General features: G+C 64.6%; 26 protein-coding genes. 23 read left to right on the top strand and 3 right to left on the bottom strand.

Annotated features, from left to right (window positions below; translation table 11 throughout):
* The first annotated feature begins 86 nt into the window (after window positions 1–86).
* The 11 genes from BGI27_RS10585 to BGI27_RS10535 all read left to right on the top strand — a co-directional run bounded on the left by BGI27_RS10585 (window position 87) and on the right by BGI27_RS10535 (window position 11,538).
* On the top strand, window positions 87–284 hold the full coding sequence (locus BGI27_RS10585) for a response regulator (protein WP_095524838.1): 198 nt from the start codon (window positions 87–89) through the stop codon (window positions 282–284).
* 42 nt (window positions 285–326) lie between these two features.
* The gene (locus tag BGI27_RS10580; protein WP_095524837.1) at window positions 327–1,718 is read left to right on the top strand and encodes a tetratricopeptide repeat protein; all 1,392 of its coding nucleotides are present in this window, start codon (window positions 327–329) and stop codon (window positions 1,716–1,718) included.
* 546 nt (window positions 1,719–2,264) lie between these two features.
* Window positions 2,265–3,479 (top strand): glycine betaine/L-proline ABC transporter ATP-binding protein ProV, encoded by a 1,215-nt coding sequence (gene proV / locus BGI27_RS10575; RefSeq protein WP_095524836.1) that lies wholly within the window; start codon window positions 2,265–2,267, stop codon window positions 3,477–3,479.
* A complete protein-coding gene (proW, locus tag BGI27_RS10570) occupies window positions 3,476–4,555 on the top strand; it encodes a glycine betaine/L-proline ABC transporter permease ProW (protein ID WP_095524835.1) in 1,080 nt (359 codons plus the stop codon). The genes proV and proW overlap by 4 nt, the downstream gene beginning before the upstream one ends.
* A 33-nt stretch (window positions 4,556–4,588) precedes the next feature.
* Window positions 4,589–5,596, top strand: coding sequence for a glycine betaine/L-proline ABC transporter substrate-binding protein ProX (gene proX, locus BGI27_RS10565; RefSeq protein ID WP_095524834.1), 1,008 nt, complete (start codon window positions 4,589–4,591; stop codon window positions 5,594–5,596).
* 216 nt (window positions 5,597–5,812) lie between these two features.
* The gene (locus BGI27_RS10560) at window positions 5,813–6,751 is read left to right on the top strand and encodes an AAA family ATPase (RefSeq protein WP_095524833.1); all 939 of its coding nucleotides are present in this window, start codon (window positions 5,813–5,815) and stop codon (window positions 6,749–6,751) included.
* Window positions 6,748–7,737, top strand: coding sequence for a DUF58 domain-containing protein (locus tag BGI27_RS10555; RefSeq protein WP_095524832.1), 990 nt, complete (start codon window positions 6,748–6,750; stop codon window positions 7,735–7,737). Before BGI27_RS10560 ends, BGI27_RS10555 begins: the two co-directional genes overlap by 4 nt.
* Entirely contained in the window at window positions 7,724–9,280 is a 1,557-nt protein-coding gene (locus BGI27_RS10550) for a transglutaminase TgpA family protein (protein WP_170943015.1), read from the top strand. The genes BGI27_RS10555 and BGI27_RS10550 overlap by 14 nt, the downstream gene beginning before the upstream one ends.
* Entirely contained in the window at window positions 9,281–9,589 is a 309-nt protein-coding gene (locus tag BGI27_RS10545) for a DUF4129 domain-containing protein (RefSeq protein WP_095524830.1), read from the top strand.
* A gap of 83 nt (window positions 9,590–9,672) precedes the next feature.
* A complete protein-coding gene (gene mltB, locus BGI27_RS10540; protein WP_095524829.1) occupies window positions 9,673–10,686 on the top strand; it encodes a lytic murein transglycosylase B in 1,014 nt (337 codons plus the stop codon).
* 297 nt (window positions 10,687–10,983) lie between these two features.
* A complete protein-coding gene (locus tag BGI27_RS10535; RefSeq protein ID WP_095524828.1) occupies window positions 10,984–11,538 on the top strand; it encodes a DUF3568 family protein in 555 nt (184 codons plus the stop codon).
* A 13-nt stretch (window positions 11,539–11,551) separates the two neighbouring features.
* Here BGI27_RS10535 and BGI27_RS10530 read toward each other — a convergent pair whose 3' ends face one another.
* Window positions 11,552–11,890 carry a hypothetical protein gene (locus tag BGI27_RS10530; RefSeq protein ID WP_095524827.1) on the bottom strand — a complete coding sequence of 113 codons (339 nt, stop codon included), beginning with the start codon at window positions 11,888–11,890 and terminating at the stop codon, window positions 11,552–11,554.
* 125 nt (window positions 11,891–12,015) lie between these two features.
* On the opposite strand from BGI27_RS10530, the gene BGI27_RS18075 reads away from it, so the two are divergent.
* The 6 genes from BGI27_RS18075 (at window position 12,016) to BGI27_RS10505 (ending at window position 15,548) form a co-directional block, all read left to right on the top strand.
* Window positions 12,016–12,201, top strand: coding sequence for a LysR family transcriptional regulator (locus BGI27_RS18075; protein ID WP_223871742.1), 186 nt, complete (start codon window positions 12,016–12,018; stop codon window positions 12,199–12,201).
* Window positions 12,202–12,921, top strand: a complete 720-nt coding sequence (locus tag BGI27_RS10525; protein WP_223871741.1) for a LysR substrate-binding domain-containing protein — start codon at window positions 12,202–12,204, stop codon at window positions 12,919–12,921. It abuts the gene before it with no gap.
* A 127-nt stretch (window positions 12,922–13,048) separates the two neighbouring features.
* Window positions 13,049–14,179, top strand: coding sequence for an EAL domain-containing protein (locus BGI27_RS10520; RefSeq protein WP_095524826.1), 1,131 nt, complete (start codon window positions 13,049–13,051; stop codon window positions 14,177–14,179).
* A gap of 84 nt (window positions 14,180–14,263) precedes the next feature.
* The gene (locus BGI27_RS10515) at window positions 14,264–14,458 is read left to right on the top strand and encodes a hypothetical protein (RefSeq protein WP_095524825.1); all 195 of its coding nucleotides are present in this window, start codon (window positions 14,264–14,266) and stop codon (window positions 14,456–14,458) included.
* 33 nt (window positions 14,459–14,491) lie between these two features.
* Window positions 14,492–14,893: a nucleotidyl cyclase domain-containing protein gene (locus tag BGI27_RS10510; protein WP_095524824.1), complete on the top strand. Its 402-nt coding sequence runs from the start codon at window positions 14,492–14,494 to the stop codon at window positions 14,891–14,893.
* Window positions 14,894–14,996: 103 nt separating this feature from the next.
* Complete coding sequence (locus tag BGI27_RS10505) at window positions 14,997–15,548, top strand: cytochrome b (protein ID WP_095524823.1); 552 nt, start codon at window positions 14,997–14,999, stop codon at window positions 15,546–15,548.
* Window positions 15,549–15,621: 73 nt separating this feature from the next.
* Here the strand turns inward: BGI27_RS10505 and BGI27_RS10500 are convergent, their stop codons facing one another.
* Both BGI27_RS10500 and BGI27_RS10495 read right to left on the bottom strand, forming a co-directional pair.
* Window positions 15,622–16,833 (bottom strand): MFS transporter, encoded by a 1,212-nt coding sequence (locus tag BGI27_RS10500; RefSeq protein WP_223871740.1) that lies wholly within the window; start codon window positions 16,831–16,833, stop codon window positions 15,622–15,624.
* Complete coding sequence (locus BGI27_RS10495; RefSeq protein WP_095524822.1) at window positions 16,830–19,190, bottom strand: Tex family protein; 2,361 nt, start codon at window positions 19,188–19,190, stop codon at window positions 16,830–16,832. The genes BGI27_RS10500 and BGI27_RS10495 overlap by 4 nt, the downstream gene beginning before the upstream one ends.
* 213 nt (window positions 19,191–19,403) lie before the next feature.
* Between BGI27_RS10495 and azu the strand changes: the two genes are divergently transcribed.
* The 6 genes from azu to BGI27_RS10465 all read left to right on the top strand — a co-directional run bounded on the left by azu (window position 19,404) and on the right by BGI27_RS10465 (window position 25,088).
* On the top strand, window positions 19,404–19,856 hold the full coding sequence (gene azu / locus BGI27_RS10490; protein WP_095524821.1) for an azurin: 453 nt from the start codon (window positions 19,404–19,406) through the stop codon (window positions 19,854–19,856).
* Between the two features lie 246 nt (window positions 19,857–20,102).
* Entirely contained in the window at window positions 20,103–20,906 is an 804-nt protein-coding gene (locus BGI27_RS10485; RefSeq protein ID WP_095524820.1) for a DeoR/GlpR family DNA-binding transcription regulator, read from the top strand.
* A 31-nt stretch (window positions 20,907–20,937) separates the two neighbouring features.
* Window positions 20,938–21,966: an ABC transporter ATP-binding protein gene (locus BGI27_RS10480; protein WP_095524819.1), complete on the top strand. Its 1,029-nt coding sequence runs from the start codon at window positions 20,938–20,940 to the stop codon at window positions 21,964–21,966.
* A 59-nt stretch (window positions 21,967–22,025) separates the two neighbouring features.
* Window positions 22,026–23,315, top strand: a complete 1,290-nt coding sequence (locus tag BGI27_RS10475) for an ABC transporter substrate-binding protein (RefSeq protein ID WP_095524818.1) — start codon at window positions 22,026–22,028, stop codon at window positions 23,313–23,315.
* Window positions 23,316–23,328: 13 nt separating this feature from the next.
* Complete coding sequence (locus BGI27_RS10470) at window positions 23,329–24,225, top strand: carbohydrate ABC transporter permease (protein WP_095524817.1); 897 nt, start codon at window positions 23,329–23,331, stop codon at window positions 24,223–24,225.
* Window positions 24,222–25,088, top strand: coding sequence for a carbohydrate ABC transporter permease (locus BGI27_RS10465; RefSeq protein WP_170943016.1), 867 nt, complete (start codon window positions 24,222–24,224; stop codon window positions 25,086–25,088). The genes BGI27_RS10470 and BGI27_RS10465 overlap by 4 nt, the downstream gene beginning before the upstream one ends.
* Window positions 25,089–25,287 lie beyond the last annotated feature (199 nt).

The raw sequence follows: 25,287 nt of genomic DNA, 5'->3' as shown, positions 1-25,287 counted from the left end.
GATCGGCCCGGCGCCCCTTCAGAAAAGCTGTAAAAAGCCGTCAATCCGGTGCACACAGACCCTTGTGCAGCGCCGGAGAGCGCCCCATGCCGCAGCAGATCGAAGAAATCTCGGTCCTCATCGTCGAAACCAACGCCAACATGCGTTCGCAGTTGCGCAACATGCTCACGCTTTGCGGCGTCAGCAAGATTGCGCTGGCTGTCTCCGCAGGCGTTGCGGTACGCATGCTGCGCGACAGGAATTACGACGTCATCCTTTGCGAATATCATCTTGGCGACGGGTAGGATGGGCAACACCTGCTGGAGGATCTACGTAACCACCACCTGGTGCCGCTCTTCACGCTGTTCCTGATGATCACCGGCGAAAGCCAGTACGAAAAGGTGGTCAGCGCGGCCGAACTGGCGCCCAACGACTACATCCTCAAGCCCTTCTCCTCCGACAAGCTGCTCAACCGCCTCTCGCGTGCGCTCGAAAAGCGCGATGCGTTCATGCCCACCTACCGGCTGATCGAGACAGGCAACACGCTGGAAGCCATCGAATCCTGCCGCCAGGGCGAAATCGACGAGCCGCAATACCTGGTCGACTTCCTGCGCCTGCGCGCCGAGCTGCACATCGGCATCGGCGAGGCGGAAGAAGCGCAGATCGTCTATCAGAAAGTGCTCGAAACCCCGGCCGTCCCCTGGGCACGTCTGGGCTTGGCACGCACGCTGTTCATGCAGAAGCGTCTGGCCGAAGCAGAAGCGCTGCTATCGGGATTACTGCAGGAAAACGCGCTCTACCTGGATGCCTACGACTGGCTTGCCCGCGTCCGCGAAAGCGCGGGCAAGGCGATGGCCGCCAAGGAAGCACTGGAAGACGCGGTCCGCGTCTCGCCACACACGGTGCGGCGACTGCGCCGGCTTGGCGAGGTGGCTACCGAAGTGGGCGACATGGCAACCGCCACGCGGGTGCTGTCCACCGTGGTCAACAAGAGCAAGTATTCGGATTTCCGCGACCCCGAGGATCACGTCTCGCTGGTCCGCGCCCAGCTCGGCATGGGGGATGCCGCCGGCGCCTCCAACACCCTGCGCGATCTCGAACGCAACATGGAAGGCCTGCCCAAGACCGCGCTCTGCAAGGCCGTCTCCAGTGCCATGGTGGCAACCCAGCTCGGAGATCTCGCCAAGGCGCAGGAAGCCCTGGACGAAGCCCTGCGCTACAACGACCCCCAACTGGGCACCTCGATGGGGCTGCAAAAGCAACTGGCCCGCATCTGCATTGAAAACCGGCAGGACGACAAGGCCGCCGAAGTGATCATGGATGTGATGCGGCACGCTGCCGACGATGCCGCGGTCGAAGAGATCAAGAACATGCTCACCGATCTCGGGCGCGGCGAGCTCGGCAACGAACTGGCCGAACAGGTACGCACCCAGGTGCGCGACATCATGACCGAGGGCGCCCAGCTCGCACAGAGCGGAGACTATCCCGGCGCCGTACGCCAGATGCTGCAGGCTGCCGAAAAGCTGCCCGGCAACACGGCCGTACTGTTCAATGCAGCACTGGCCTTGCTCAAGCATATCGAGCACCTCGGCTGGAACGACCAGTTCGCCAGCAGCGCCCGTCAGTTCATCGAACGGGTACGCGCTCAGGATGCCGGCAACAAGAATCTCGCCCAGCTGGTGAGCTACTACCACGCGCTGCTGCGTCGCTACGGCATCAAACCCGGCCGCGTGCGCTGACCCGGCGCTCGCCCCACTCGCCGGCGCATTCCGCTTTCCGGCCGCAAACGGCTATTGCCCCATCGGCATTTCCGGCTTTCGCCAAGGTGGATATTTCCGGATTTCAGAACCATCCGGCGCGTCGTGAATCACAGCCGATTCAAGATGGCAAATCAACGCACGCCCCCGCCAGATCGCAACGCGAACAATCAAACTGAATGCCGGGCGCCGGTCCAATTACAATGTCATTTGAATGATTTTGTAATTACCATTCATTGCTTATGACCTCATAAGCAATCCATCAGAATTCATTGTCATAAAAAAACATTCCCACAGAAGAAAATACAACCGATTGCTTGTAATCGTTCTCCGTTCCATGTTACGGTGTGGGTCCGCCCACTTTTCAAATCTGGCCTGCTGCGATTGAATGACGATATCGTCATGATTCGCTCCCGGCAGAATATCCCGACAGTTTCCACGACTGTATTCAGGGATCCTTGCTCCTGCTGTACCTCGAATTGAACAGCTCACCCTGGAGCGGGGGGCCGGCTTGCCAGCATTAATACAATGCAAGCAAAGCTAGTAGTCAAAAATCTATACAAGGTCTTCGGCGACCAGCCCCAGGAAGCCATGAGTCTGGTGGCTCAAGGCCTTTCAAAAGAAGAGATCTTTGCCCGCACCGGGCATACCGTCGGCGTGAATGACGCCTCCTTCGAAGTCCATGAAGGCGAGATATTCGTGATCATGGGCCTGTCCGGCTCCGGCAAATCCACGCTGGTGCGCATGCTCAACCGCCTGATCGAGCCCACCTCGGGGCAAGTGCTGTTCGGCGCGACGGATATCGCCAGAATGTCCGACCGCGAATTGCGCGATTTCCGCCGCAAGCACATCAGCATGGTCTTCCAGTCCTTTGCGCTGATGCCACACCTCACGGTGCTGGAGAATGCCGCCTTTGGCCTGATGCTCTCCGGCGAAGACAAATCTGTACGCAGCCAGCGCGCGCTGGCCGCGCTGGAGCAGGTGGGCCTGGCGCAATGGGCCGAAAGCTATCCGGATGAACTCTCCGGCGGCATGCAGCAGCGAGTCGGCCTGGCGCGTGCGCTGGCCAACGATCCGGACATTCTGCTGATGGACGAAGCCTTTTCGGCGCTCGATCCGCTTATTCGCACCGAAATGCAGGATGAGCTGGTGAAACTGCAGGCCGCACACAAGCGCACCATCGTGTTCATTTCGCACGATCTGGACGAGGCCATCCGCATCGGCAACCGCATCGCCATCATGCAGGGCGGCGACGTGGTGCAGGTCGGCACGGCAGAGGAGATCCTGCGCAATCCGGCCAACGATTACGTCCGCTCCTTCTTCCGCGGTGTCGACGCAACTTCCATCCTCTCGGCGGCCGACATCGCCCGCCGTACCCAGGTCAGTCTGATCGACCACGCCGGCATGGGCGTGCGCAGCGCACTAGAACGCCTGCGCGCCAACGACCGCGAGTACGGCTATGTGCTGACACCGGACCAGCGCCTGCTGGGCGTGGTCTCCATCGAATCCCTGCGTCAGGCGCTCAGGCGCAGCGATGACGCGAAACTGGTCGAGGCCTTTCTGCCCGACGTGCAGACGATCGCCCACGACCGCCCCATCGCCGAGCTTTACGAGCCCCTGACCCGCACGCCGTTCGGCATGGGCCTGCCGGTAATCGACGAGAGAGGCCGCTATCGCGGCTCTGTCACACGCAACACGATGCTGGAGTTCCTCCACCGTCAGACCACACAGGAGGCCGCATGAGTACTGAAACGCAGATGGACAACCCCTGGGCCTCCGTGGGCGGCGATGCCGGGCAGAGCACGACTGGCGCAGATGCCTGGCTGGACCCGGCCCCCACGCCCGGAGACTGGCTGGACGGCCCGGCGGCCTCGGCGGACCCCACCGGCATCGACTGGATGCACCCTTTCCGCGATGCGCTTTTGCCTGTAGACCGATGGGTGGAGCATGGACTGGACTGGGTCGTCAGTAACGCCCGGCCCGCCTTCCAGGCCGTGCGCGTGCCCATCGACAGCAGCCTCACCAGCATCGAGCACGCGCTGCTGTCGGTGCCTGCGCTGGTGATGATCGCGCTGCTGGGGCTGATCGCCTGGCAGCTTGGCGGCCGGCGGCTGGGGCTGGGCACCGTGCTGTCGATGACGCTGATCGGCCTGATCGGCGCCTGGAACGACGCCATGGTCACGCTCTCGCTGGTGATCACCGCCGTGGTCTTCTGCCTCGTGATCGGCCTGCCGCTGGGGGTCATCATGTCGCGCAGCGACCGCCTCGAAGCACTGCTGCGCCCGGTGCTGGACGCCATGCAGACCACGCCGGCCTTCGTCTATCTGGTACCGGTGGTGATGCTCTTCGGCATCGGCAACGTGCCAGGGGTGATGGTGACGGTGGTCTTCGCACTGCCACCGCTGATCCGCCTGACCAACCTGGGCATCCGCCAGGTGCGCGGCGATCTGATCGAGGCGGGTAACGCATTCGGCGCCTCGCCGCTACAGATGCTGTTCCGCATCCAGCTGCCGCTGGCCATGCCGACCATCATGGCCGGCATCAACCAGACCCTGATGCTGGGGCTGTCGATGGTCGTGATCGCTTCGATGATCGCGGTCGGCGGTCTGGGCCAGATGGTGTTGCGCGGCATCGGCCGGCTGGACATGGGGCTGGCCACCGTCGGTGGTCTGGGCATCGTGATCCTCGCGATCATGCTCGACCGCCTCACCCAGGCCATGGCCCGCCCACAGCGCAAAGGTGCGCACTGGTGGCGCAGCGGCCCCATCGGACTGTTGCTCGCCCTGCCGACAAGGCTTGGCCACAAGGCCGGCCACTGATTTTTTCCAACCTTCTCCCAGGAGTCACGACACATGAGAAGACATTTCCTCAAGACCACACTCGGCGCACTTACGCTGTGCCTCGGCATGAACACGATGGCCAGCGCCGCCGCTGACCAGCCCGGCAAGGGCGTGAAGGTGGTGCCGGTGAAAAGCTCCATCGCCGAAGAGACCTTTCAGACCTTGATCGTGATGCAGGCGCTCAAGGATCTGGGCTACGACGTGCAACCGATCAAGGAGATCGAGTACGCGGCCGGTCACGTAGCCATCGCCAATGGCGACGCCACTTTCATGGCTACACACTGGAATCCGCTGCACGCCGAGTTCTATGCCAAGGCCGGCGGCGATGCCAAGCTGTACCGCGAAGGCATCTATTCGGCCGGCGCCCTGCAGGGCTACCTGATCGACAAGGCCACCGCCGAGAAATACAAGATCACCAACGTTGCTCAGCTCAAGGATCCGGCCATCGCCAAGCTGTTCGATACCGACGGCGACGGCAAGGCGGATCTGGCGGGTTGCAACCCCGGCTGGGGCTGCGAACTGGCCATCGAACACCATCTGGATGCCTACGGCCTGCGCGACACCGTGACCCACCGGCAGGGCTCCTACGCCGCGATCATCGCGGACACCATCGCCCGCTACAAACAAACCCAGCCGATCCTCTACTACACCTGGACCCCCTACTGGGTCAGCGGTGTGCTGGTGCCGGGCAAGGACGTGGTCTGGCTGCAGGTGCCGTTCTCGGCCATCAAGGACAAGCCCGATGCCGACACCGCACTGCCCGACGGCGTCAATTACGGCTTCGAGGCCAACAACCAGCAGATCGTCGCCAACAAGGCCTGGGCCGACGCCAACCCGGCAGCCGCCCGCCTGTTCGCCGTGATCAAACTGCCCAACGCCGACATCAACGCGCAGAACATGCGCATGCGCCAGGGCGAGAACAAGCAGGCCGACATCGAACGTCACGTCGCCGGCTGGATCAGGGCCTATCGCAAGACCTACGACGGCTGGCTGGCCGAAGCCCGCGCAGCAGCCAAATAAACTGCGCAGCAAGCCCCGACCGATAGACCCGCCGTGCCGCACCTGGCGCACGGCGGGTTTTTCACGCCCTGCGTATCCCTTGGCTTCCCCGAGGCGACCGGCGCGGGATGATCGGCATGCAGACACGGGTACACTCAGGCCAGCAGCAGGAGAACCATCCTGCTCAGACTGCTGTCATCAACCGCAGCCAACAGCCTCTCCTGCCCGGAAACCGCCATGTCGTCCGCCCCTCTCGCTCCTACGCCCGCGATTGCAGCCCAACAACTCAAGCACGTTCTCGACCAACTCGGCACCGTGTTACTGGGCAAGCCGCAGGCACTGCGGCTGGCACTCGCCTGCCTGCTCGCACGCGGGCATCTGCTCATCGAGGATCTGCCCGGCGTGGGCAAGACCACACTGGCCCATGCTCTGGCGGTCAGCCTCGGGCTGCAGTTCCAGCGCGTGCAATTCACCAGCGATCTGCTGCCGGCCGACCTCATCGGTGTGAGCATCTTCGATGCCGCCCAGCAAGGCTTCCGTTTCCATCAAGGCCCGCTGTTCTCGCAGGTGCTGCTGGCCGACGAGATCAACCGCAGCACACCGAAGACGCAGAGCGCACTGCTCGAAGCCATGGAAGAGCGCCAGGTCAGCGTGGATGGCCGCACCCACGCCCTGCCCGCCCCCTTCTTCGTCATCGCCACCCAGAACCCTTCGCAACAGATCGGCACCTTTCCGTTGCCCGAATCCCAGCTGGACCGCTTCCTGATGCGCCTGTCGCTCGGGCTGCCGGATGCCGCTGCCGAGCGTGAGCTGCTTGCCGGCCATGACCGCCGCGAACTTCTCGCCCGCCTGCCGGCCGCGATCTCGCCCGCCGATCTGCTGATACTGCAGGCGCTGGCCAGCCGTACCCACGTCGGCGAGCGCCTGCTGGACTACCTGCAGGCCCTGTTGGCCGCCAGCCGCAGTCTGGCCGAAGGCAGCCATGGGCTCAGCCCCCGCGCCGGTCTCAGCCTGCTCGCCGCCGCACGCGCCTGGGCGCTGCTGGACGGCCGCGACCACGCCCGCCCCGAAGACGTACAGGCCGTGCTGCCAGCCGTCGCCGGGCACCGCCTGGGCAACAGCCTGCAGATGGGCGCCACAATGGCGCGCCGCCTGCTCGAAGCCGCGCTGGTATGACTCAGCGCCTGGCCGGCCTGAAGCAACGCTGGCGGCGCTGGGCGATCCGCGGGCGCATTCCAGAGCCCCAGCCGATCCGGCTGCGTGCCGCACGCATCTACGTCTTCCCCAGTCGCGCCGGCTTCGCCTTGCTGATCACGCTGCTGGTGATGCTGATCGCCTCGATCAACTACAACCTGTCGCTGGGGTATGGTCTGGTGTTCCTGCTCGGCGCGGTCTTCGTGCTGCACATCCTGCATGCCTGGCGCGGTCTGCATGGTCTGGAGCTGCGGCTCGCACCGGCGGAAGAAATTTTCGCGGACGCGCAAAGCGCTTGGCATCTGCAGTTGCGCAATGCACAGCGCCATGAACGCGCCGGCATCGTGATCCGCAGCGCGGACGGACAGGCGCTCGGCAGTACGGATCTCGCCGCGAATGCGCAGGCACTGTTGCGGCTGAACCTGCCGGGCCAGCCGCGTGGTCTGCGCCAGCCCGGCCTGCTGACGCTGGAAACCCGTCAGCCGCTGGGCTGGATACGCGCCTGGGCGCACATCGCGCCGGATGCGCCAGTGCTGGTCTATCCCGCCCCCCACGGAGAACACCCGCTGCCGTCGCGCGGGCAGGATGGCGGCGACACTGGCGCAGGACTGGCCTCGCCGCAGGCCGACGACTTCGCCGGCCTGCGCACTTTCCAGCCAGGGGATTCCTTGCGCCAGGTTGCCTGGAAGCAGCTCGCGCGCGGTCAAGGCATGCTGACCAAGGTATTCGCCAGCCAGCAACGACCTGAATGCGTGCTGGACTGGGATGCCCTGTCTGACGAGATGGACATCGAGCGCCGCCTCGGCCAGCTTACCCGCTGGCTGCTGGAAGCCCGCCAGCATGGCCTGCGCTGCAGTCTGTATCTTCCCGGCCGACGGATCGGCCCCGGTGAAGACGCTACGCATTACCGCGCCTGCCTGGAAAGCCTGGCCCTTCACCCGGCGGAGGCCGACGATGCGCCGCGCTGAAAGCCCCGCCGTCCAGCGCAGCCTGGGGCTCTACCTGCTGGCCACCGCCACGCTGGCGCTGGCCCCCTTCCTGCCGGCACTGCCCGTCGGCGTCGCCGTACTGGCCACACTGATGCTGGCCTGGCGGGGCTGGCTCACCTGGCAGGATCGCGCCATCCCCCACCGCGCGGTGCTGATCCCCATCGCCCTGATCGGCGCGGCGATCACCGTATTCGAATACCACCAGCTCTTCGGCCGCCAGCCAGGGCTCGCCATGCTCGCGCTGCTGCTGCCGCTCAAGCTGCTGGAAACGCGCAAGCAGCGCGATGCGCGCGCAGCCCTGCTGCTGTGCTGCTTCCTGATGACCGGGCAGTTCCTCAATGAACAAACCCTGTTCGTGGCCGCCAGCGTGCTCGCCTGCGCGCTGGCCATCCTCGCCACCAGCGCGCACATCGAGCGACCGACCCTGCCCGTGGCACGACAACTGCGCCTGGGCCTGCGCCTGCTGGGCACGGCCATTCCATTGACGCTGCTGCTGTTCGTACTCTTCCCGCGCGTCGACGGCCCGCTGTGGGGCATGCCGGGAGATGCGTTCACCGGCGTCACCGGGCTCTCCAACGAGATGCAGCCCGGCTCCATCTCCGAGCTGGTGCAGTCCGGCGAAATCGCCTTCCGCGTGGATTTCGCCGGCGATCCACCGCCCGCGCGCGAACGCTACTGGCGCGGCCCGGTACTCACCCGCTTCGATGGCAGGCGCTGGCAGCGCAGCGACAACATGCTGCGCAACGAACCGCCCTATGCCGTGCAGGGGCCTGCCTACCGTTACACCATGACGCTGGAGCCGCACTACCAGGGCTGGCTGCTGGCAATGGACTATCCACTCGCCGACGGCCAACGCGGCGCGCTCTACGGCCACGATTTCACACTGATGGCACGTCGCCCGGTCAGCGCCCGGCAACGTCTGGAACTGGTCTCCTACCCGGCCACCCCGGTCGGCCTGCATGAGTGGCCCGGCGCGCTCAAGGCGGCCCTGAGCCTGCCGGACAACAACCCGCGCACGCGCGCTGCCGGCGAAGCCCTGGCCGCCGCGCATGCCGATCCGGCAGCCCGTGTGGATGCCGGCATCGCCCTGATGCGCGATGCACGTCTGCAATACACGCTGTATCCGCCGCTGGCGCAGGCGCATCCGGCCGACGAATTCCTCTTCGACAGCAAACGCGGTTTCTGCGAACACTTCGCCTCGACCTTCGTCGTGCTGATGCGCGCGGCCGACGTGCCGGCACGCGTGGTCACCGGTTACCAGGGCGGCGAGTTCAACCCCGTCGACGGCAGCCTGGTGGTACGCCAGTCCGACGCCCACGCCTGGGCCGAAGTCTGGATCGCCGGGCGCGGCTGGCTGCGCGTGGACCCGACCGCCACCAGTGCGCCGGAGCGCATCGATGGCGGCCTTTCCCGCGCCCTTTCCAGCAGCGAGCCCAGGCCACTGTTCATGCGCGAGGCTCTGGCCATGCTGCGCGCGTTGCGCCACCGCTGGGAAGCACTGAACAACAGCTGGAACCAGTGAGTGCTGGGTTACAACGCGCAGCGCCAGCGTCAATTCCTGGAACAGCTGGGCCTGCCGGACGCGGACTGGCGCCAGATGGCCATGCTGCTCGGCGCGGGCGCGGCGCTCTGGCTGGCCTGGGTGGGGATACGGCTGCGTCCGCGCAAGTCTGGCGATGCGCTGGACCGTCTCTGGTCACGCTTCTGCCGCCGCCTCGCCCGCGCGGGCGTGGCACGCCAGGCCTGGGAAGCACCGACGGACTACGCACACCGCGCCGGCTTGGCCCTGCCGGCCGGGGCCGCTACCATTGCCGTCATCGCGGAACAGTAGTATTCCCGCCTGCGCCATGGCGCAGCCCCAGCCACCCCGGCGCAGCTCGCCGAGCTTGCCCGCACGATCAAGAATTTCAGACCATGAGCCTTCGCCGTTCCCTGCTGCTGACACTCGCAGCCATCCCCGCCGTCTTTTCCACGCTGCCCGCCCATGCCCAGGGCTTTATCGAGCGCCCCGACGTGCAGGCCTTCATCACTGAAATCGCCGCCCGCAACCGCTTCACGGAGGGCGAACTTTATGCCGCCTTCGCCCGCGCCACACCACAGCCACGTGTGATCGAGCTGATCCGTCCGCCCAGCAACCCGGGAGTGCGCTCCTGGCAGCGCTACCGCACCCGCTTCATCGAGCCGATCCGCATCTCGGCCGGCGCGAAGTTCTGGCAGGAAAACCGCGAGGCCCTGGCCCAAGCCAGCCAGCGTACCGGCGTGCCCGCCGAGATCATCGTCGGCATCATCGGCGTGGAAACCATCTACGGGCGCTATACCGGCAATTTCAATACGCTCTCGGCGCTGGCCACTCTGGCCTTCGACTACCCGCCGCGCGCAGACCTGTTCCGCCGCGAGCTGGAATCCCTGTTCCTGCTGGCGCGTGAGCAGGGCCGGGATGTCACCGGCTACACCGGCTCCTATGCCGGCGCGCTGGGCCTGCCACAGTTCCTGCCCAGCAGCGTGCGCAATTTCGCCATGGATGGTGACGGCAACGGCAAGGTGGATCTGGATGGCAGCCCGCGTGACGCCATCTTCCTGCAGCAGCACGGCTGGCAGAGTGGCACGCCCATCGTGCGCCAGGCCCGCGTGGCGGACGCCGCCAAGGCCCAGCGCCTGGCGGATGCCGGCATCGAACCGGCCATCGATGTGAGCATCCTCGGCGAATACGGTATCGAAGCGGAGCTGCCGGCCAGCGCACTGGGCCAGAAGATCACGCTAGTCGACCTGGTCACGCCGGGTGAAGCCACGGAATGGTGGCTGGGCTTCCAGAATTTCTACGTAATCACGCGCTACAACCGCAGCAGCTTTTACGCCATGGCGGTGCACGATCTGGCCCAGGCCGTGAAGCAGGAAGTCGACAATCGCAGCGCCCAAGCCGGGAAATGACGCACGCCGGATGACGCAGCGCGCCGCCGACTGACGAAACGCGTCAGTCCGGCGCCTGCGCGGGCGCGAACTACCGAGGGGCCATGCCAGACGACGTACGCCTGCGAATGGCCCCTGGCGCCTGCTCGCAGGCGAATCCGTGAAAAAAGTCACGATCGCAACATAAGCCGTTGATGCCGTTGCGCGAGCCGTCAATCGGCAGGCGCAGCAAACGGTCCGAAATGGCATGTCGACTGCTTGATGAGGTGAGTATGCGCCAGCACGGCGCTGTCTCAGAACTCACCGCCGATCGTCATCATGCCGACCCTCAAGCACCGCGCCGTTTCCCGCCTGATCCGCCCTTGCCTGTGCCTGATCAGCCTTTGCTTTCTCAATGGTTGCGCTGCGCTGGCGGTCTCACTGGCTGGCGCCGGTGCCGGTGCCGGGCTTTCCCACAAGATGGGCAGCACGGCCTCGCGCACGTTCAGCGCGCCGATGGGCCAGGTAGACGGCGCGATCCTGCTGGCCGGCCGCAAGCTGCAACTGCAGGTCGAATCGGTGGAAAGCACGGAAAACGTTCAGACGACCCATGCCAAGGTGGCCGATCTGGACATCGTGATGGAGCTGGAGACGCTGTCACCCAGCCTCACACGCGTCAGTGTCACGGCCAGGAAAGATTTCTTCCGCAACGATCTGGCCACCGCACAGGAAATCGTGACCCAGGTGGAGCAGGCTCTGCACACGCTGGCCAGCGGCACGCCTCAGACAGGGGGCGCGCGCGTCTCGCCGGCAGGCTTCCCGCCCACCACGGCGGACGGCGCCAGCATGCGCAACCCGAAAAGCGGTGCAAAGCTGGCGCGTAACGCGATCTGATATCGGCGCCCAGTCAGCCGTAAACCGGTATCCCCTCGGCGCGCTCACGCGGCTGCCGATCGACACGGCGCGTCGCCAGCAAGGCCATAACGGCAAAGGCGCGGTTCACGGCGGCGTACTCATCCACCGCAAGTTCGCTGACCACCAGCGGCTCCTTATCGATCAGCAGCAGTTCGAGGCGGCAGCGTTTCTCGGTCTCTCCTTGCGGAGAGCTCTCATCGCTGAGACCGAGTTTCACCTGCTGCACATGGTGGCTGAAACGTCCGAGCGCAAATTCCATGCGGCGCTCGACATGGCTGATCAGGCCGACATCCAGGGAAGCCCCGGACGTACGCTTGATGGTCAATTTCATGTTCCACTCCTGTTCTTCATCGGGGAAGGCCGTCACTGACGGATGGCACGGCTCACTCTAGGCCTGGCTATGATTCGCGTATAGTCGAACATAAGCACCAGATCATTCGGTTTTCTCGAACTGTCATGAACTATCGCCATCTCTTCTACTTCTGGAAGGTAGCCACCTGCGGCGGGGTGATCCGCGCGGCCGAAGCCTTGCACACCACGCCGCAGACCCTCTCGGGTCAGATCAAGCAGCTGGAGGAGCGACTGGGCCGCGCCCTGTTCCGCAAGGAAGGACGCCGGCTGGTACTCACCGATGCCGGCTAGATGACGCTGAACTACGCCGGTGAGATTTTCTCGCTCGGCGCCGAACTGCAGGAACTGCTGGGCAGCGACCAGCTCGATGGATTGCCTACCGAATACCGGGTCGGCATCAACGATGCGCTGCCCAACAGCATCGTGCAGCACCTGCTGGCCCCGCTGCGGATGCTCGATCTGCCGGTGCGCCTGCTCTGCCGCGAATGGGAAATGCAGCATCTGCTGGCCGAGCTGGGCACCCACCGGCTGGATCTGGTGCTGGCCGACACGCCGATACCGGTCGGTTTCAGCGTCAAGGCCTACAGCCACCGCCTGGGCGCTTCGCCCATGGCCTTCTTCGCTGCTCCGCCGCTTGCCGCGCGCTGTACCGCACTGTTTCCGCACTGCCTGCATGGCCTGCCCTTCCTGCTGCTGACCAAAGAATCCGGCGTGCGCGAGCAGTTCGAGCAATGGGCTCATGCACAGGGCCTGCGCCCGCGCATCCAGGCCGAATTCGACGACAGCGGCCTGATGAAGACCTGCGGCCGCGCCGGCTGGGGCGTATTCATGGCGCCCCGGGTACTCGCGCAGGAGATCTGTCGCGATTATGCCGTGCAGATGATCGGCGCCAGCGCCGAGATCGAGCAGGCCTACTACGCCATCAGCGTGCAGCGCCGCATCACCCATCCGTGCACCGAAGCCATCCTGCGCGCGGCCCGCGAAGGGCTGTTCATGCTGAGCGGCGACTAGCGGCCCGGGCACCAAACCGGACAATTCTTCTGCGCCAACGCAAAGCCTTGTGTCGCGGCCGCCCGTCTGCAACCTCATTGCAACATGCGGGCCATAGATTGCAGGCTGCTTTGATTGCGCCCGAACCATGTGCCCCGCCTCACTCGCCTTCTCCGCTGACCACGCCCCCCAGACCGGTGTGGACGTCACGCACCCTCAGGCGCTGGATGAAATCATCGGCAGGGCAGCGCTGGACGTGGTCTTCCAGCCCATCCTGGGGCTTTCCACACGTACCTATCTCGGCTACGAAGGCCTCGTGCGGCCAAGGGGTACGGTATTCGACGGCCCTACCAGCCTGTTCGCCGCGGCGGAACGCTGCGGCCGCACGAATGCGCTGGACCACGCCTGCCGCACCCGCATCTTCGAGGAGTTCGCCCGGCAGCAGGTACCCGGCACGCTGTTCCTCAACGCCACGCCCGCCAGCCTGCATGACCCGGCCTTCCAGAACGGCGCCACGCTGTCCCTGATGCGCCAGCTCAACATCCCGCCCAGCCGCGTGGTGATCGAGATCACCGAGAACCAGCGCATCGCCGACTTCGATCATTTCCGCGACGCGCTCGCACACTTCCGCAGCCTGGGCTACCGCATCGCCATCGACGACCTGGGTCAGGGCATGTCCAATCTGCGGATGTGGACCGAGATCCACCCGGACTTCGTCAAGATCGACCGTCACTTCATCCACGGCATCAGCGACGATCCCCTCAAATTCCAGCTCGTGCGCGCCATGCACGGCATGGCCGAGACCTGCGGCGCCAGTCTCATCGCCGAAGGCGTGGAACGAGTGGAGGACTTCAACACCCTGCGCGACCTCGGCATTCCCTTTGTGCAGGGCTTCTTCATCGCCCGTCCGGCCACCGAGGTGCAGCTCCAGGTGTGCGAGCCGGTGCTCAACGCCCTGAATGCCACACGCATCGCAGTGTTCCCTGGCTATACGGCAGCGCCCGCCGGCAAGGTCAGCGCGCGGGCACTGCTGCGTCAGGTGGCCCCCGTGTCACCGCAACTGGACAACGATGGCGTCTTCGTCCGCTTCGAGACGGACCCCGCCCTGCAAGCCATCCCGGTGGTAGACCACGAGCGTATCCCGCTGGGCATCATCATGCGCAGCGCCATGATCGACCGCTTTGCGCGCCCCTACCGCCGTGAACTCTACGGCCGCAAGCCCTGCGCGCAACTGATGGATACCTCGCCGCTGATCATCGACGAGAGCATGCCCATTTAGGAACTCTCGCGCCTGGTCACCAGCGCCGCCGGCAACAGCATCCCCGAAAGCTTCATCGTCACGGAGAACGGGCGTTATCTCGGCGTGGGCAGCATCAGCGACATGGTCGCGCTGATCACCGACATGCAGATCCGTGCCGCCCGCTACGCCAATCCGCTGACCCAGCTACCCGGCAACGTGCCGATCAGCGAGCACATCGAACGCCTGCTCGAAAATGGCTCTGGTTTTGTCGCCTGCTATGCGGATCTCGATGCCTTCAAGCCCTACAACGACGTCTAAGGCTATCGGCGTGGTGACGACCTGATCCAGCTCGTGGCCCGCCTGCTGGTGGAAGCCTGTGACCCGCGCGACGACTTCATCGGCCACATCGGCGGCGATGACTTTCTGGTGCTGTTCCAGAGCACGGACTGGCAACAACGCTGCGAAGCCGTACTGGGTCAGTTCGGCCAGCGCGTACCGGCTTTCTGCAGCAGCGAGGATATCGCTCGTGATGGCATCCTCAGCGAAGATCGCCAGGGGCGCCAGGTGGTGCACTGCCTGCCCAGCCTTTCGATCGGGGCGTTAGCGGTGCCTGCCGGATGCAGCGCCTCCCATCATGAAATCTCCGCCATGGCCACCGAGGCCAAGCGCCAGGCCAAACGCACCTCCGGCAACACGCTGTTCATCGAACGCCGCGGCATCCAGACCCAGCCTACACAAGCCCCCGCCGAGTAAACGGTGCTTGCCACTGACCGGCCGCGCTTGCGCGAGCGCTCTGCAGTGGAGGACCGTCAACAGCCCCTAGAATGTCGGCACCCAGAACTTCGGAGAATCCATCATGCCGGCCCCCACCGAATACAGCCGCAGCCAGATCGTGCTGCACTGGCTCATGTTCGTCCTGTTCGCAGTCGCGCTGGTCGCCATCGAATGGCGCGGCAATATCCCCAGGGATGGCGGGCAGGCCATGCGCAGCACCCTGATGAGCTTCCATATCGGCGCAGGCCTGCTGGTGTTCCTGTTCGCCTTCGTCCGCCTCGGCATCCGCCTCAACGCAGGCGCGCCGGCCATCCTGGGCGATGCGGCCTGGCAACGTGCGAGCGCACATGCCCTGCACTGGGCGCTCTACATCGTGATGTTCGCGTTGCCACTGAGCGGCGTCGTCTTCGTCCAGGCCGGCGGCCGCGAGGTCGCCTTCTTCGGCATGAATCTGCCCCATCTGGTGGCGCCGGATCCTGCACTGCGCAGCTTCGTGCATGACGCCCACGAATTCCTCGGCAATGCGGTCTATGCGTTGGTCGGCATCCATATCGTGGCCTCCCTGTGGCACCACTTCGTGCTCAAGGACGACACGCTGCGGCGCATTCGCCCTGGATATCGCGCAAACAACTGATCCGGGCAGACAGAAGCCGGGCGGCGGTCTGCCGCCCCCTCTGCCAACCCGGCATGTTTCAGCCCGCAGCCCGTCAAGGGCGGCGATTCAGCTGCGGCAGTATTGCGGCGCCCGCCAGTGCCAGCATCGCCAGGACGGCACCGCACAGAAAGGTGCCCTGATAGCCCCAGGCATCCCACAACGCACCCGCGATCACGCTCGCCAATAGCAGCGCCAGACCGGCCAGCAGATGAAACACACCAAAGGCCGTGCCACGCAATTCTGCGGGTGCACTGTCTGCGATGAGGGCACTAAGCACGCCCTGGGTGAAACCCATGTGCACACCCCACAGCACAACCCCCAGGATCACGCCAGACAAGCCCGGCAGGAAGGCCAGCACCAGATCGGCCGCCATCAGGAACCCCATGCCGATCGCCAGCACCGTCACCCGATTGATGCGATCGGAGAGCGCACCGGCAGGATACGCCGACAGCGAGAATGCAATCGCCATCAGCACGAGCACCAGAGGAGCCCACATCGGCGACAGCCCCGCCTCGCCGGCACGCAGGATCAGGAAGGCTTCACTGAAGCGCGCCAGCGTGAACACCACGCCAAGCACGACGACCCACCAGTAGCCGGCGCCCAGGCTGAGCATCGCGGCGCGGCTCAGCGGCGCCCGTGGCTTCGAAGCTGAAGCCGTCTCCGGCTCACGGACGAAAACCAGCAATACCCATACCGCCAGAAATGCCGGGATCACTGCGACCCAGAACACCGTCTGGAAATGACTGGCGGTCAGCCACATCAACCCGATGGCCAGCAGGGGGCCGAGGAAAGCGCCGATGACGTCCAGCGTCTGCCGCACACCATAGGCGGTTCCCCGCAACGCCGGGGGCGTGGCGTCGGCCACCAGCGCATCGCGCGGTGCCCCGCGGATGCCCTTGCCCACGCGGTCGATGAAACGCGCGCCGATCAACCAGTCCAGTGTTCCTGCCAGCGGGAAGATCGGCTTTGTCAGCGCCCCCAGGCCATAGCCCAGGGCTGCCAGCAACTTGCGTTTGCCCAGACGATCACTGAGCGCGCCGGAAAACACCTTGACCACCGAAGCCGTCGCCTCGGCAATCCCTTCGATCAACCCGACCGCCAGCACCGAGGTTCCCAGCACCGTCACCATGTAGATCGGCAACAGGGCGTGGATCATTTCGGAGGAAATATCCATCAGCATCGAGACAAAGCCCAATGCCCAGACGCTGCGAGGCACGGCGCGCCAGCTCGTGCGCAACGCCGTGCTGGGGCGCTGCTGTCTCACCGCTGCCGTGCCTTGGCGAAAGCGGCCGCGAAGGCGCTGCCGGCAGGCGCCTGTTCCGCACGGGATGCCTGCTGCGGCTTGCCTCGCTGCGCATTGTTACGAGGCGCCTCGCCCGTAGGCTTGCGCACCACGTCATCCGAAAGACGCATGGTCAGCGCGATCCGCTTGCGCGGCAGATCGACCTCCACCACCTTCACCTTGACGATGTCGCCAGCCTTCACCACCTCGGCCGGATCCTTGATGAAACGGTTGGCGAGCGCCGAGACGTGCACCAGCCCATCCTGATGCACACCGATATCCACGAAAGCGCCGAAGGCGGTGACGTTGGTCACCACGCCTTCCAGCAGCATGCCGGCTTCGAGATCCTTGATCGCCTCCACGCCTTCGCGGAAGGATGCGGTCTTGAACTCGGGGCGCGGATCGCGGCCGGGTTTGTCCAGCTCGCGCAGGATGTCCTGCACGGTCGGCAAGCCGAAACGCTCGTCGGTGTACTTCCTGGCATCCAGATTCTTCAGCACGGCAGAATCCCCGATGAGGTCGCGCGCCTTCAGCTTCACGTCGGCAAGGATCTTTTCGACCACGGGATAGGCTTCGGGGTGAACCGCCGAGCGATCCAGCGGGTTGTCTCCCTCGTTGATGCGCAGGAAGCCGGCACACTGCTCGAAAGTCTTGTCGCCCAGGCGAGGCACCTTCTTCAGGGCCGCACGACTGCTGAAAGCGCCATTGGCATCGCGGTGCGCGACGATGTTTTGCGCCAGCGTGGTGTTGAGCCCCGAGATGCACGTGAGCAGCGCGGCAGAGGCGGTGTTCACATCGACGCCGACCGCGTTCACGCAGTCTTCCACCACCGCGTCGAGTGATTTCGCCAGCTTGCCCTGATTCAGATCGTGCTGGTACTGGCCAACACCGATCGCTTTCGGCTCGATCTTCACCAGTTCCGCCAGCGGATCCTGCAAGCGACGTGCGATGGAAACAGCCCCGCGCAGACTCACATCCAGTTCCGGAAACTCCTTCGCGGCGAGTTCCGAAGCGGAATACACCGAAGCACCGGCTTCCGAAACCACGATCTTCGTGATCGCTCCCCTCGCCCCCTGGGGGAGAGGGGCCGGGGGAGAGGGCTGCTTCAATCGGGCGATCAATTCTCCCGCCAGCTTGTCGGTTTCGCGGCTGGCCGTGCCATTACCGATCGCGATGAGTTGCACACCGTGCTTCTCGATGAGGCCGGTCAAGGTGTGCAATGCGCCATCCCAGTCACGACGCGGCTCGTGTGGATAGACCGTGGCCGTGTCGAGCAGCTTGCCGGTGGCATCCACCACGGCAACCTTCACGCCGGTGCGGATGCCGGGGTCGAGACCCATGGTGGTTTTTGCACCCGCCGGCGCCGCGAGCAGCAGGGCTTTCAGGTTCTGGGCAAAAACGCGGATCGCTTCTTCCTCCGCGCGCTCGCGCAGCTTGCCCATCAGATCCAGCTCCATGGACAAGGCGAGCTTCACGCTCCAGGTCCAGCGTGCGGTATCGACCAGCCATTTATCCGCGGCGCGGCCCTGGTCCTTGATGCCGGCAGCCACCAGAATCTTGCGCTCGCAGGGGTTCGGCTCGGGCGAGCGCGAACCGTCTTCCGGATCGGAGTCCAACGCGAGCTTGACGCGCAGCACGTCTTCATTGCGGCCCCGGAACAAAGCCAGCGCCCGATGCGAGGGAATGTTGCCGAGCTTTTCACTGTAAGTGAAGTAGTCACGAAATTTGGCGGCCTCGCTGTCGTTCTCCTTGCCTTCCGCTACGGAAACCCGCACCACGCCATGCTCGCCCACATACTCGCGCAGCTGGCCGACCAGCTCGGCATTTTCGGCAAAGCGCTCCATCAGGATCTGGCGTGCGCCGTCCAGCACCTCCTTGGCATCGGCAAAACCGGCGTCCACGTTGAAGTACTTGGCAGCTTCTTCCTCAGGCTTCAGTGACGGATCCGCAAGCAGCGCATCGGCCAGCGGCTCGATACCCGCCTCGCGTGCAATCTGCGCCTTGGTGCGGCGCTTCTGCTTGTAGGGCAGATACAAGTCTTCCAGGCGCTGTTTGGATTCGGCATTCTCGATCTCGGCACGCAGTGGCGGCGTGAGCTTGCCCTGCTCCTCGATGCTCGCCAGCACTGCCGTGCGCCGCTCTTCCAACTCGCGCAGATAGCCCAGGCGCTCTTCCAGCGTGCGCAGCTGCGTATCGTCCAGCCCGCCGGTGACTTCCTTGCGGTAGCGCGCGATGAAGGGCACGGTGGCTCCACCGTCGAGCAGTTCGATGGCAGCGATGACCTGACGTGGCTGGGCGGCGAGTTCTGTGGCGATGCGTTCGTGGATGGCAGGCAGCATGGGGCGTACGGCAAGACAGACAAAGGAGCCGGACTATGCCCCAAGGCCGCCGCGCGTCGCAAGCGGCAGCAGCCAACAGGCGTGCCGAGGGGATCGGACTCTGGAGCGGCCCGGATGGCAATGGTGTGCCAGGTGAGGTACGGTTTGCCTGGCCGCCTCCGGCCGATCCATTGCCGGCGGCAATCCCCGTTTTTACCCTGACAGGAGAAGCCCATGAAGATGCTCAAGAAAACCGTCGCCCTGCTGTGTTTCTGTGCCGCCGGCCCCTTGCTTGCCGCGCCCTGCGAAGCCGAGATCGAAGGCAACGACGCCATGCAATTCAACCTCAAGACCATGAGCGTGCCGGCCAGCTGCAAGCAGTTCACCGTCAAGCTCAAGCACGTCGGCAAGCTGCCCAAGACTGCCATGGGCCACAACTGGGTACTGGTGAAGACCGCCGACCTGGATGGCGTGGACAAGGACGGCATCATGGCTGGCCCGGCCAACAACTACATCAAGCCTGGCGATACGCGCGTAATCGCGCACACCAAGCTGATCGGCGGCGGCGAAAGCGATTCCCTGAAGTTCGACGTGGCCAAACTCAAGGCCAGCGAGAGCTACACCTTCTTCTGTTCCTTCCCCGGCCACGTGGCGATCATGAAGGGCACGCTGACACTGACCAAGTAAATTCGGCCGTTCCAGGCACGGGCCAATTCTGGCTGGTGCCTGAAACCACCAAATGGAAAAGAGGCGCACCGGACTCCCGGGGCGCCTTTTTCGTCACTAGGCCTCCTCTCAAGATGCCCGAGGGGTTGTTTGTATGCACGGCATGGGTCACGCCGCCATTTTCATTTGACGATCACATTGGTGCAAACGAACGGCAATATTGGCTGATTAGTGTTTCGAATGAACACACGCTCATTCGGATCACGCATGCCACAGCCCCTTCTCGATGCCCGCGCCCGGGAAATACTCGAACTGGTCCGCCGTGACGGCTTCGTCGGTATCGACGAGCTGGCCCTGCGCTTCGAGGTCACGCCGCAGACCATCCGCCGCTGCGTCAATCCGCTGTGCGAACACGGCCTGCTGCGCCGCGTGCATGGTGGCGTGGATCTGCCCGCGCCGACCACCAATCTCCCCTACCAGCGCCGCCAGATTCTCCATCTGCCGGCCAAGCGGAGCATTGCCGCCATGGTGGCGGCCTTTATCCCGGATGGTGCCAGCGTATCCCTGGGCATCGGCACCACACCCGAGCAGGTGGCCGTGGCGCTACGCCGCCATACGCGGCTGCGCGTCATCACCAACAGCCTCAACGCCGCCAATGCGCTGGCAGGGCAACCTGGCATCGAGCTGATCATTGCGGGTGGCACGCTGCGGACCAACGATCTCGACGTGGTCGGCAGTGCAGCCGCGAACTGCTTTGCCGCCTACAAGACCGATTACGCAGTATTCGGCGTGGGCGGCGTGGATCACGACGGCACGCTGCTCGATTTTGATACCGATGAAGTGACCGCCCGCCTGGCGATGATGCGCAACTGCCGCAGCGCCCTGCTGGTGGCGGATGCCACGAAATTCGGCCGGGGCGCGCTGGCGCGCGGCGGCCGGCTCGCCGATGCCGATCATCTTTTCACCGACACGTTGCCACCGGCCGGATATCTGGACGCCATACCAGAGCGTCGCCCGCAGTTGCACGTGGCGGGCGAATCCGCGCAATCCCCGCTGGCGTCCTGCGCATAAATGCGACCAGCCCCCCGAAAAGGAATCTGTGATGAGTGAAATCTTCCTGCGCGAGGTCGTGAAACGGTGGGGCAGCACGCCCGCCGTCGACGGCATCAATCTGCACGTTCCGCACGGCGAGCTGGTCACCCTGCTCGGTCCCTCAGGCTGCGGCAAGTCCACCACGCTACGCCTGATCGCGGGCCTTGAAGCGGTGGATGGCGGCGAGATCGACATCGGCGGCCGGCGTGTCACCCGTCTCGCACCTGCCGAACGTGGAGTTGCCATGGTGTTCCAGTCCTACGCACTGTTTCCGCATCTCAGCGTGGCGGACAACATTCTTTTCGGTCTGCGCGTGCGCCGTGTGCCGGCCACCGAGCGTGCCGCACGCCTGCAACGCGCCGCCGAACTGCTGGGGCTGTCCACGCTGCTTGAGCGGCGGCCCGCACAGCTTTCGGGCGGGCAGCGCCAACGCGTGGCGCTGGGACGCGCCATTGTCGCCGAGGCGCCGGTATGCCTGATGGACGAACCCCTGTCCAACCTCGATGCCCAATTGCGCCAGCAGATGCGCGCGGAGATCCGTGCCCTGCAGCAACGCCTTGGCATGACCATGGTGTACGTTACCCACGATCAGACCGAGGCCATGACCATGGCCGACAAGGTGGTACTGATGCGCCAAGGGCGCATCGAGCAGGAAGGCAGCCCGGCCGAGCTGTACGAGCGCCCGGCATCCGCTTTCGTGGCCGGTTTCATCGGCGCGCCACCGATGAATCTGCTGCCGGTCCCCGACGATCTGCCCTTACCCGGCGGGCGCCCGCCCCATGAATGGTGGCTGGGCGTGCGCCCCGAGCACATCGGCCTGTGCCAGCCGGAATGCGGCCTGCCTGCCACGCTGGAAGCGGTCGAATACCTCGGCGCGGAATCGATGCTGATCTGCCGCCACGCGGATACCGCCCAGCGTATCGCGGTGCGGGCGCCCGGGCGGGTTTCGGCACGACCCGGCGACACGCTCGGGCTGGAATGGCACCCAAACGAGCAGCACCTGTTTTCCCGTGCTGACGGGCTGCGGCTGCGCGCCTGAAAGTGCATGCAGGCCTCTTTTTCTCTCCCTCCGCTTCAACTCACGCAGGAGCTTCATCCATGAGCAAGCCCTTCTCCGCCCTCACGCGGATCGCGACCGGCCTGATGCTGGCCGCCTCGCTGACCGCCACCGCCGCAGCCACCGAGCTGACCTTCTTCTATCCAATCGCAGTCGGCGGGCCGATCACCAAGGTCATCGACGACATGGCCGCAGCCTCCGAAAAGGAAAACCCCGGCATCCGCGTCAAGCCGGTGTATTCCGGCAGCTATCAGGACACCATCACCAAGGTGGTCACTGCGGTGAAGGGTGGCGATGCGCCGCACGTTTCGGTACTGCTGTCCACCGACATGTACACCCTGATCGACGAGGATGCCGTGGTGCCCTTCGACGATCTGGTGAAGAGCGCCGACGACAAGGCCTGGATGAAAAGTTTCTATCCCGGCTTCATGCAAAACAGCCAGACCGGCGGCAAGACCTGGGGCATCCCCTTCCAGCGCTCCACTGTGGTGATGTACTGGAACAAGGAACTGTTTGCGCAGGCAGGGCTGGACCCCGAGCGCCCGCCGAAGAACTGGAAGGAGCTGATCGAATACGGCAAGAAACTCACCAAGCGCGATGCCACCGGCAAAGTCACCACCTGGGGCGTACAGGTGCCCTCCTCCGGCTTTCCGTACTGGCTGTTCCAGACCTTCACCACGCAGAACGGCATCGAACTGATGAATGCCGCCGGCAACGAAACCTACTTCGACAAGCCACAGGCGGTAGAGGCCATGCAGTACTGGGTGGATCTCTCCCGCAAGCACGGCATCCACCCGCCGGGCGTCGTCGAATGGGGTACCACGCCGAAGGACTTCTTCGAGCGCAAGGCCGCCATCATCTACACTACCACCGGCAACCTCACCAACATCCGCGCCAATGCCGGCTTCAATTTCGGTGTGGCCATGCTGCCCGCCGGCAAGCACCCGGGCTCGCCCACCGGCGGCGGCAACTTCCACATTTTCAAGCGTTCCACGCCGGAGGAACGCGCCGCCGCGCTGAAATTCGTGCGCTGGATGACCACGCCGCAGCGCGCGGCCGAATGGTCCATCGCGACCGGCTACGTGGCGGTTTCCCCGGAGGCCTGGAAGACGGACACGATGAAGAAATACGTGGCCGATTTCCCCGCGCCGATGGTGGCGCGCGACCAGCTGGAATATGCCGTGGCGGAACTCTCCACGCATGAGAATCAGCGCGTCACCAAGGCCCTCAACGATGGCCTGCAGGCCGCGCTGAACGGCACCAAGACGCCGGAGCAAGCCATGCGCGACGCTCAACGCGAAGCCCAGCGCATCCTGCGCCCCTATCGCTGAGCGGCAGCCTGCGATGAAAACGCACCCCCTCGGCAACAGTGGTCGGCTGGCCGCGCTGCATGGCTGGTTGCTGCTGCTGCCGGCGGCGGTGCTGCTCGCCGCCTTCACCCACTATCCGGCGGTTGCCACTTTCTGGCACAGCCTGTTCACCACACCACGGGCCAACCGGCCGGCTGTCTTCATCGGTGCGGATCATTACCGTGATCTGCTCGCCGATCCGATCTTCTGGACGGCGCTGCACAACAACCTGATCTTCGCGGCAGGCACCATCCTGCCTTCCATCGCGCTGGCATTGCTGATGGCGCTGTGGGTGAATGAACGCATCGCCGGGCGCGGCCTGCTGCGCCTGGCCTACTTCACGCCTACGGTGCTGCCGATGATCGCGGTGGCCAACATCTGGCTGTTCTTCTATACCCCGGATTACGGCCTCTTCGACCAACTGCGCGGCCTCTTCGGCCTGCCCGCGCACAACTGGCTGGGCAGCACGGAAACCGCGCTGGGCGCGATCATCGTCGTGGCGGTCTGGAAGGAAGCCGGCTTCTTTATGATCTTCTACCTCGCCGCACTCCAGCAGATCCCGCCGGAACTGCGCGAAGCCGCGAGACTGGAAGGCGCTAGCCGCTGGCAGGTTTTCTGGAAGGTAACCTTTCCGCTACTCATGCCGACTACGCTGTTCGTCTCGGTCAAAGCCGTCATCAATGCTTTCCGCCTGATCGATCACATCTTCGTGATGACCCGTGGCGGGCCGGACAACGCCACCTCCGTCCTGCTCTACTACATCTACGAAGTCGGCTTCCGCTTCTGGGATCAGGGCTACGCGGCCGCGCTCACCATGGTGCTGCTGGCACTGCTGGCGGCGATTGCGCTGTTCAAGTTCTTCTGGCTCGAACGCAAGGTGCATTACCAATGAACACTTCCACCACCCTGCCGCTCGCCCCGTCGATGGAAGCCGCCAGCGTGACGCCGCTGCCCCTCAGCCGCTGGCTCGACACCCTCGGCGCCTGGACGCTGGGCATCGTCTGGCTCGCACCTTTGCTCTATGCGATCTGGACCGCCTTTCACCCGGCCGAATTTTCCACCCGCTTCGAACTCTTCGCACCACTCACGCTGGACAACTTCCGCGCCGCCTGGGAGGCCGCCCCCTTCCCTCGCTATTTCCTCAACACTAGCGTACTGGTCGCCGTCATCCTGGCCGGGCAGCTCGTGTTGGGCACGCTGGCAGCCTATGCCTTCGCGCGCTTCGAGTTCCCAGGGCGCGACCTGGTATTCGCACTAGTCCTGATCCAGCTGATGATCATGCCGGACATGATGATCGTGGCGAACTACCGCACCATCCACAGCCTCGGTCTGGTCGACACGGTGAGTGCCATGGCGCTGCCCTACATTGCCTCGGCCTTCGGCATATTTCTGCTGCGCCAAACCTTCAAGACCATTCCACGTGAGCTGGAAGAAGCCGCGCGCATTGAGGGCTGCGGCACGCTGGGCGTGCTCTGGCGGGTATATGTACCGCTCGCGAAACCCACCTACCTGGCGTATGCGCTGGTTTCGGTAAGCCACCACTGGAATAACTTCCTGTGGCCTCTGATCGCCACCAATACTGTCAACACCCGCCCCATCACCGTCGGCCTGGCCGTATTCGCCGGCACCGATCAGGGAATCGACTGGGCGATCATCACCGCAGCCACCCTGCTGACTTCGGCCCCCCTGCTGGTCGCCTTCCTGCTGTTCCAACGGCAGTTCGTGCAGAGTTTCCTGCGCGCCGGCATCCGCTAGCTCCATTACATGATCTTTCTGCCGCAGGGCAATACTCCACAGATCAATACCACTCCAACCCATCATGAGCTCAGGGCCTGCCGCGACCCCATTCCTGAGGCCCGGCTTCGCCCATGCCTGCTCCGGATATTCCATCGACGGTCTTGAATCGCCCCGGGTTTCCTAGACAGCCCCGAGCTTCATGAAATACTGTTTTTCA

This window comes from Candidatus Dactylopiibacterium carminicum (genome assembly GCF_014736495.1).
Lineage (GTDB): Bacteria > Pseudomonadota > Gammaproteobacteria > Burkholderiales > Rhodocyclaceae > Uliginosibacterium > Uliginosibacterium carminicum.
Note: the sequence above shows the minus strand (reverse complement) of the source record. Positions and strands in the feature narration are given on the sequence as shown.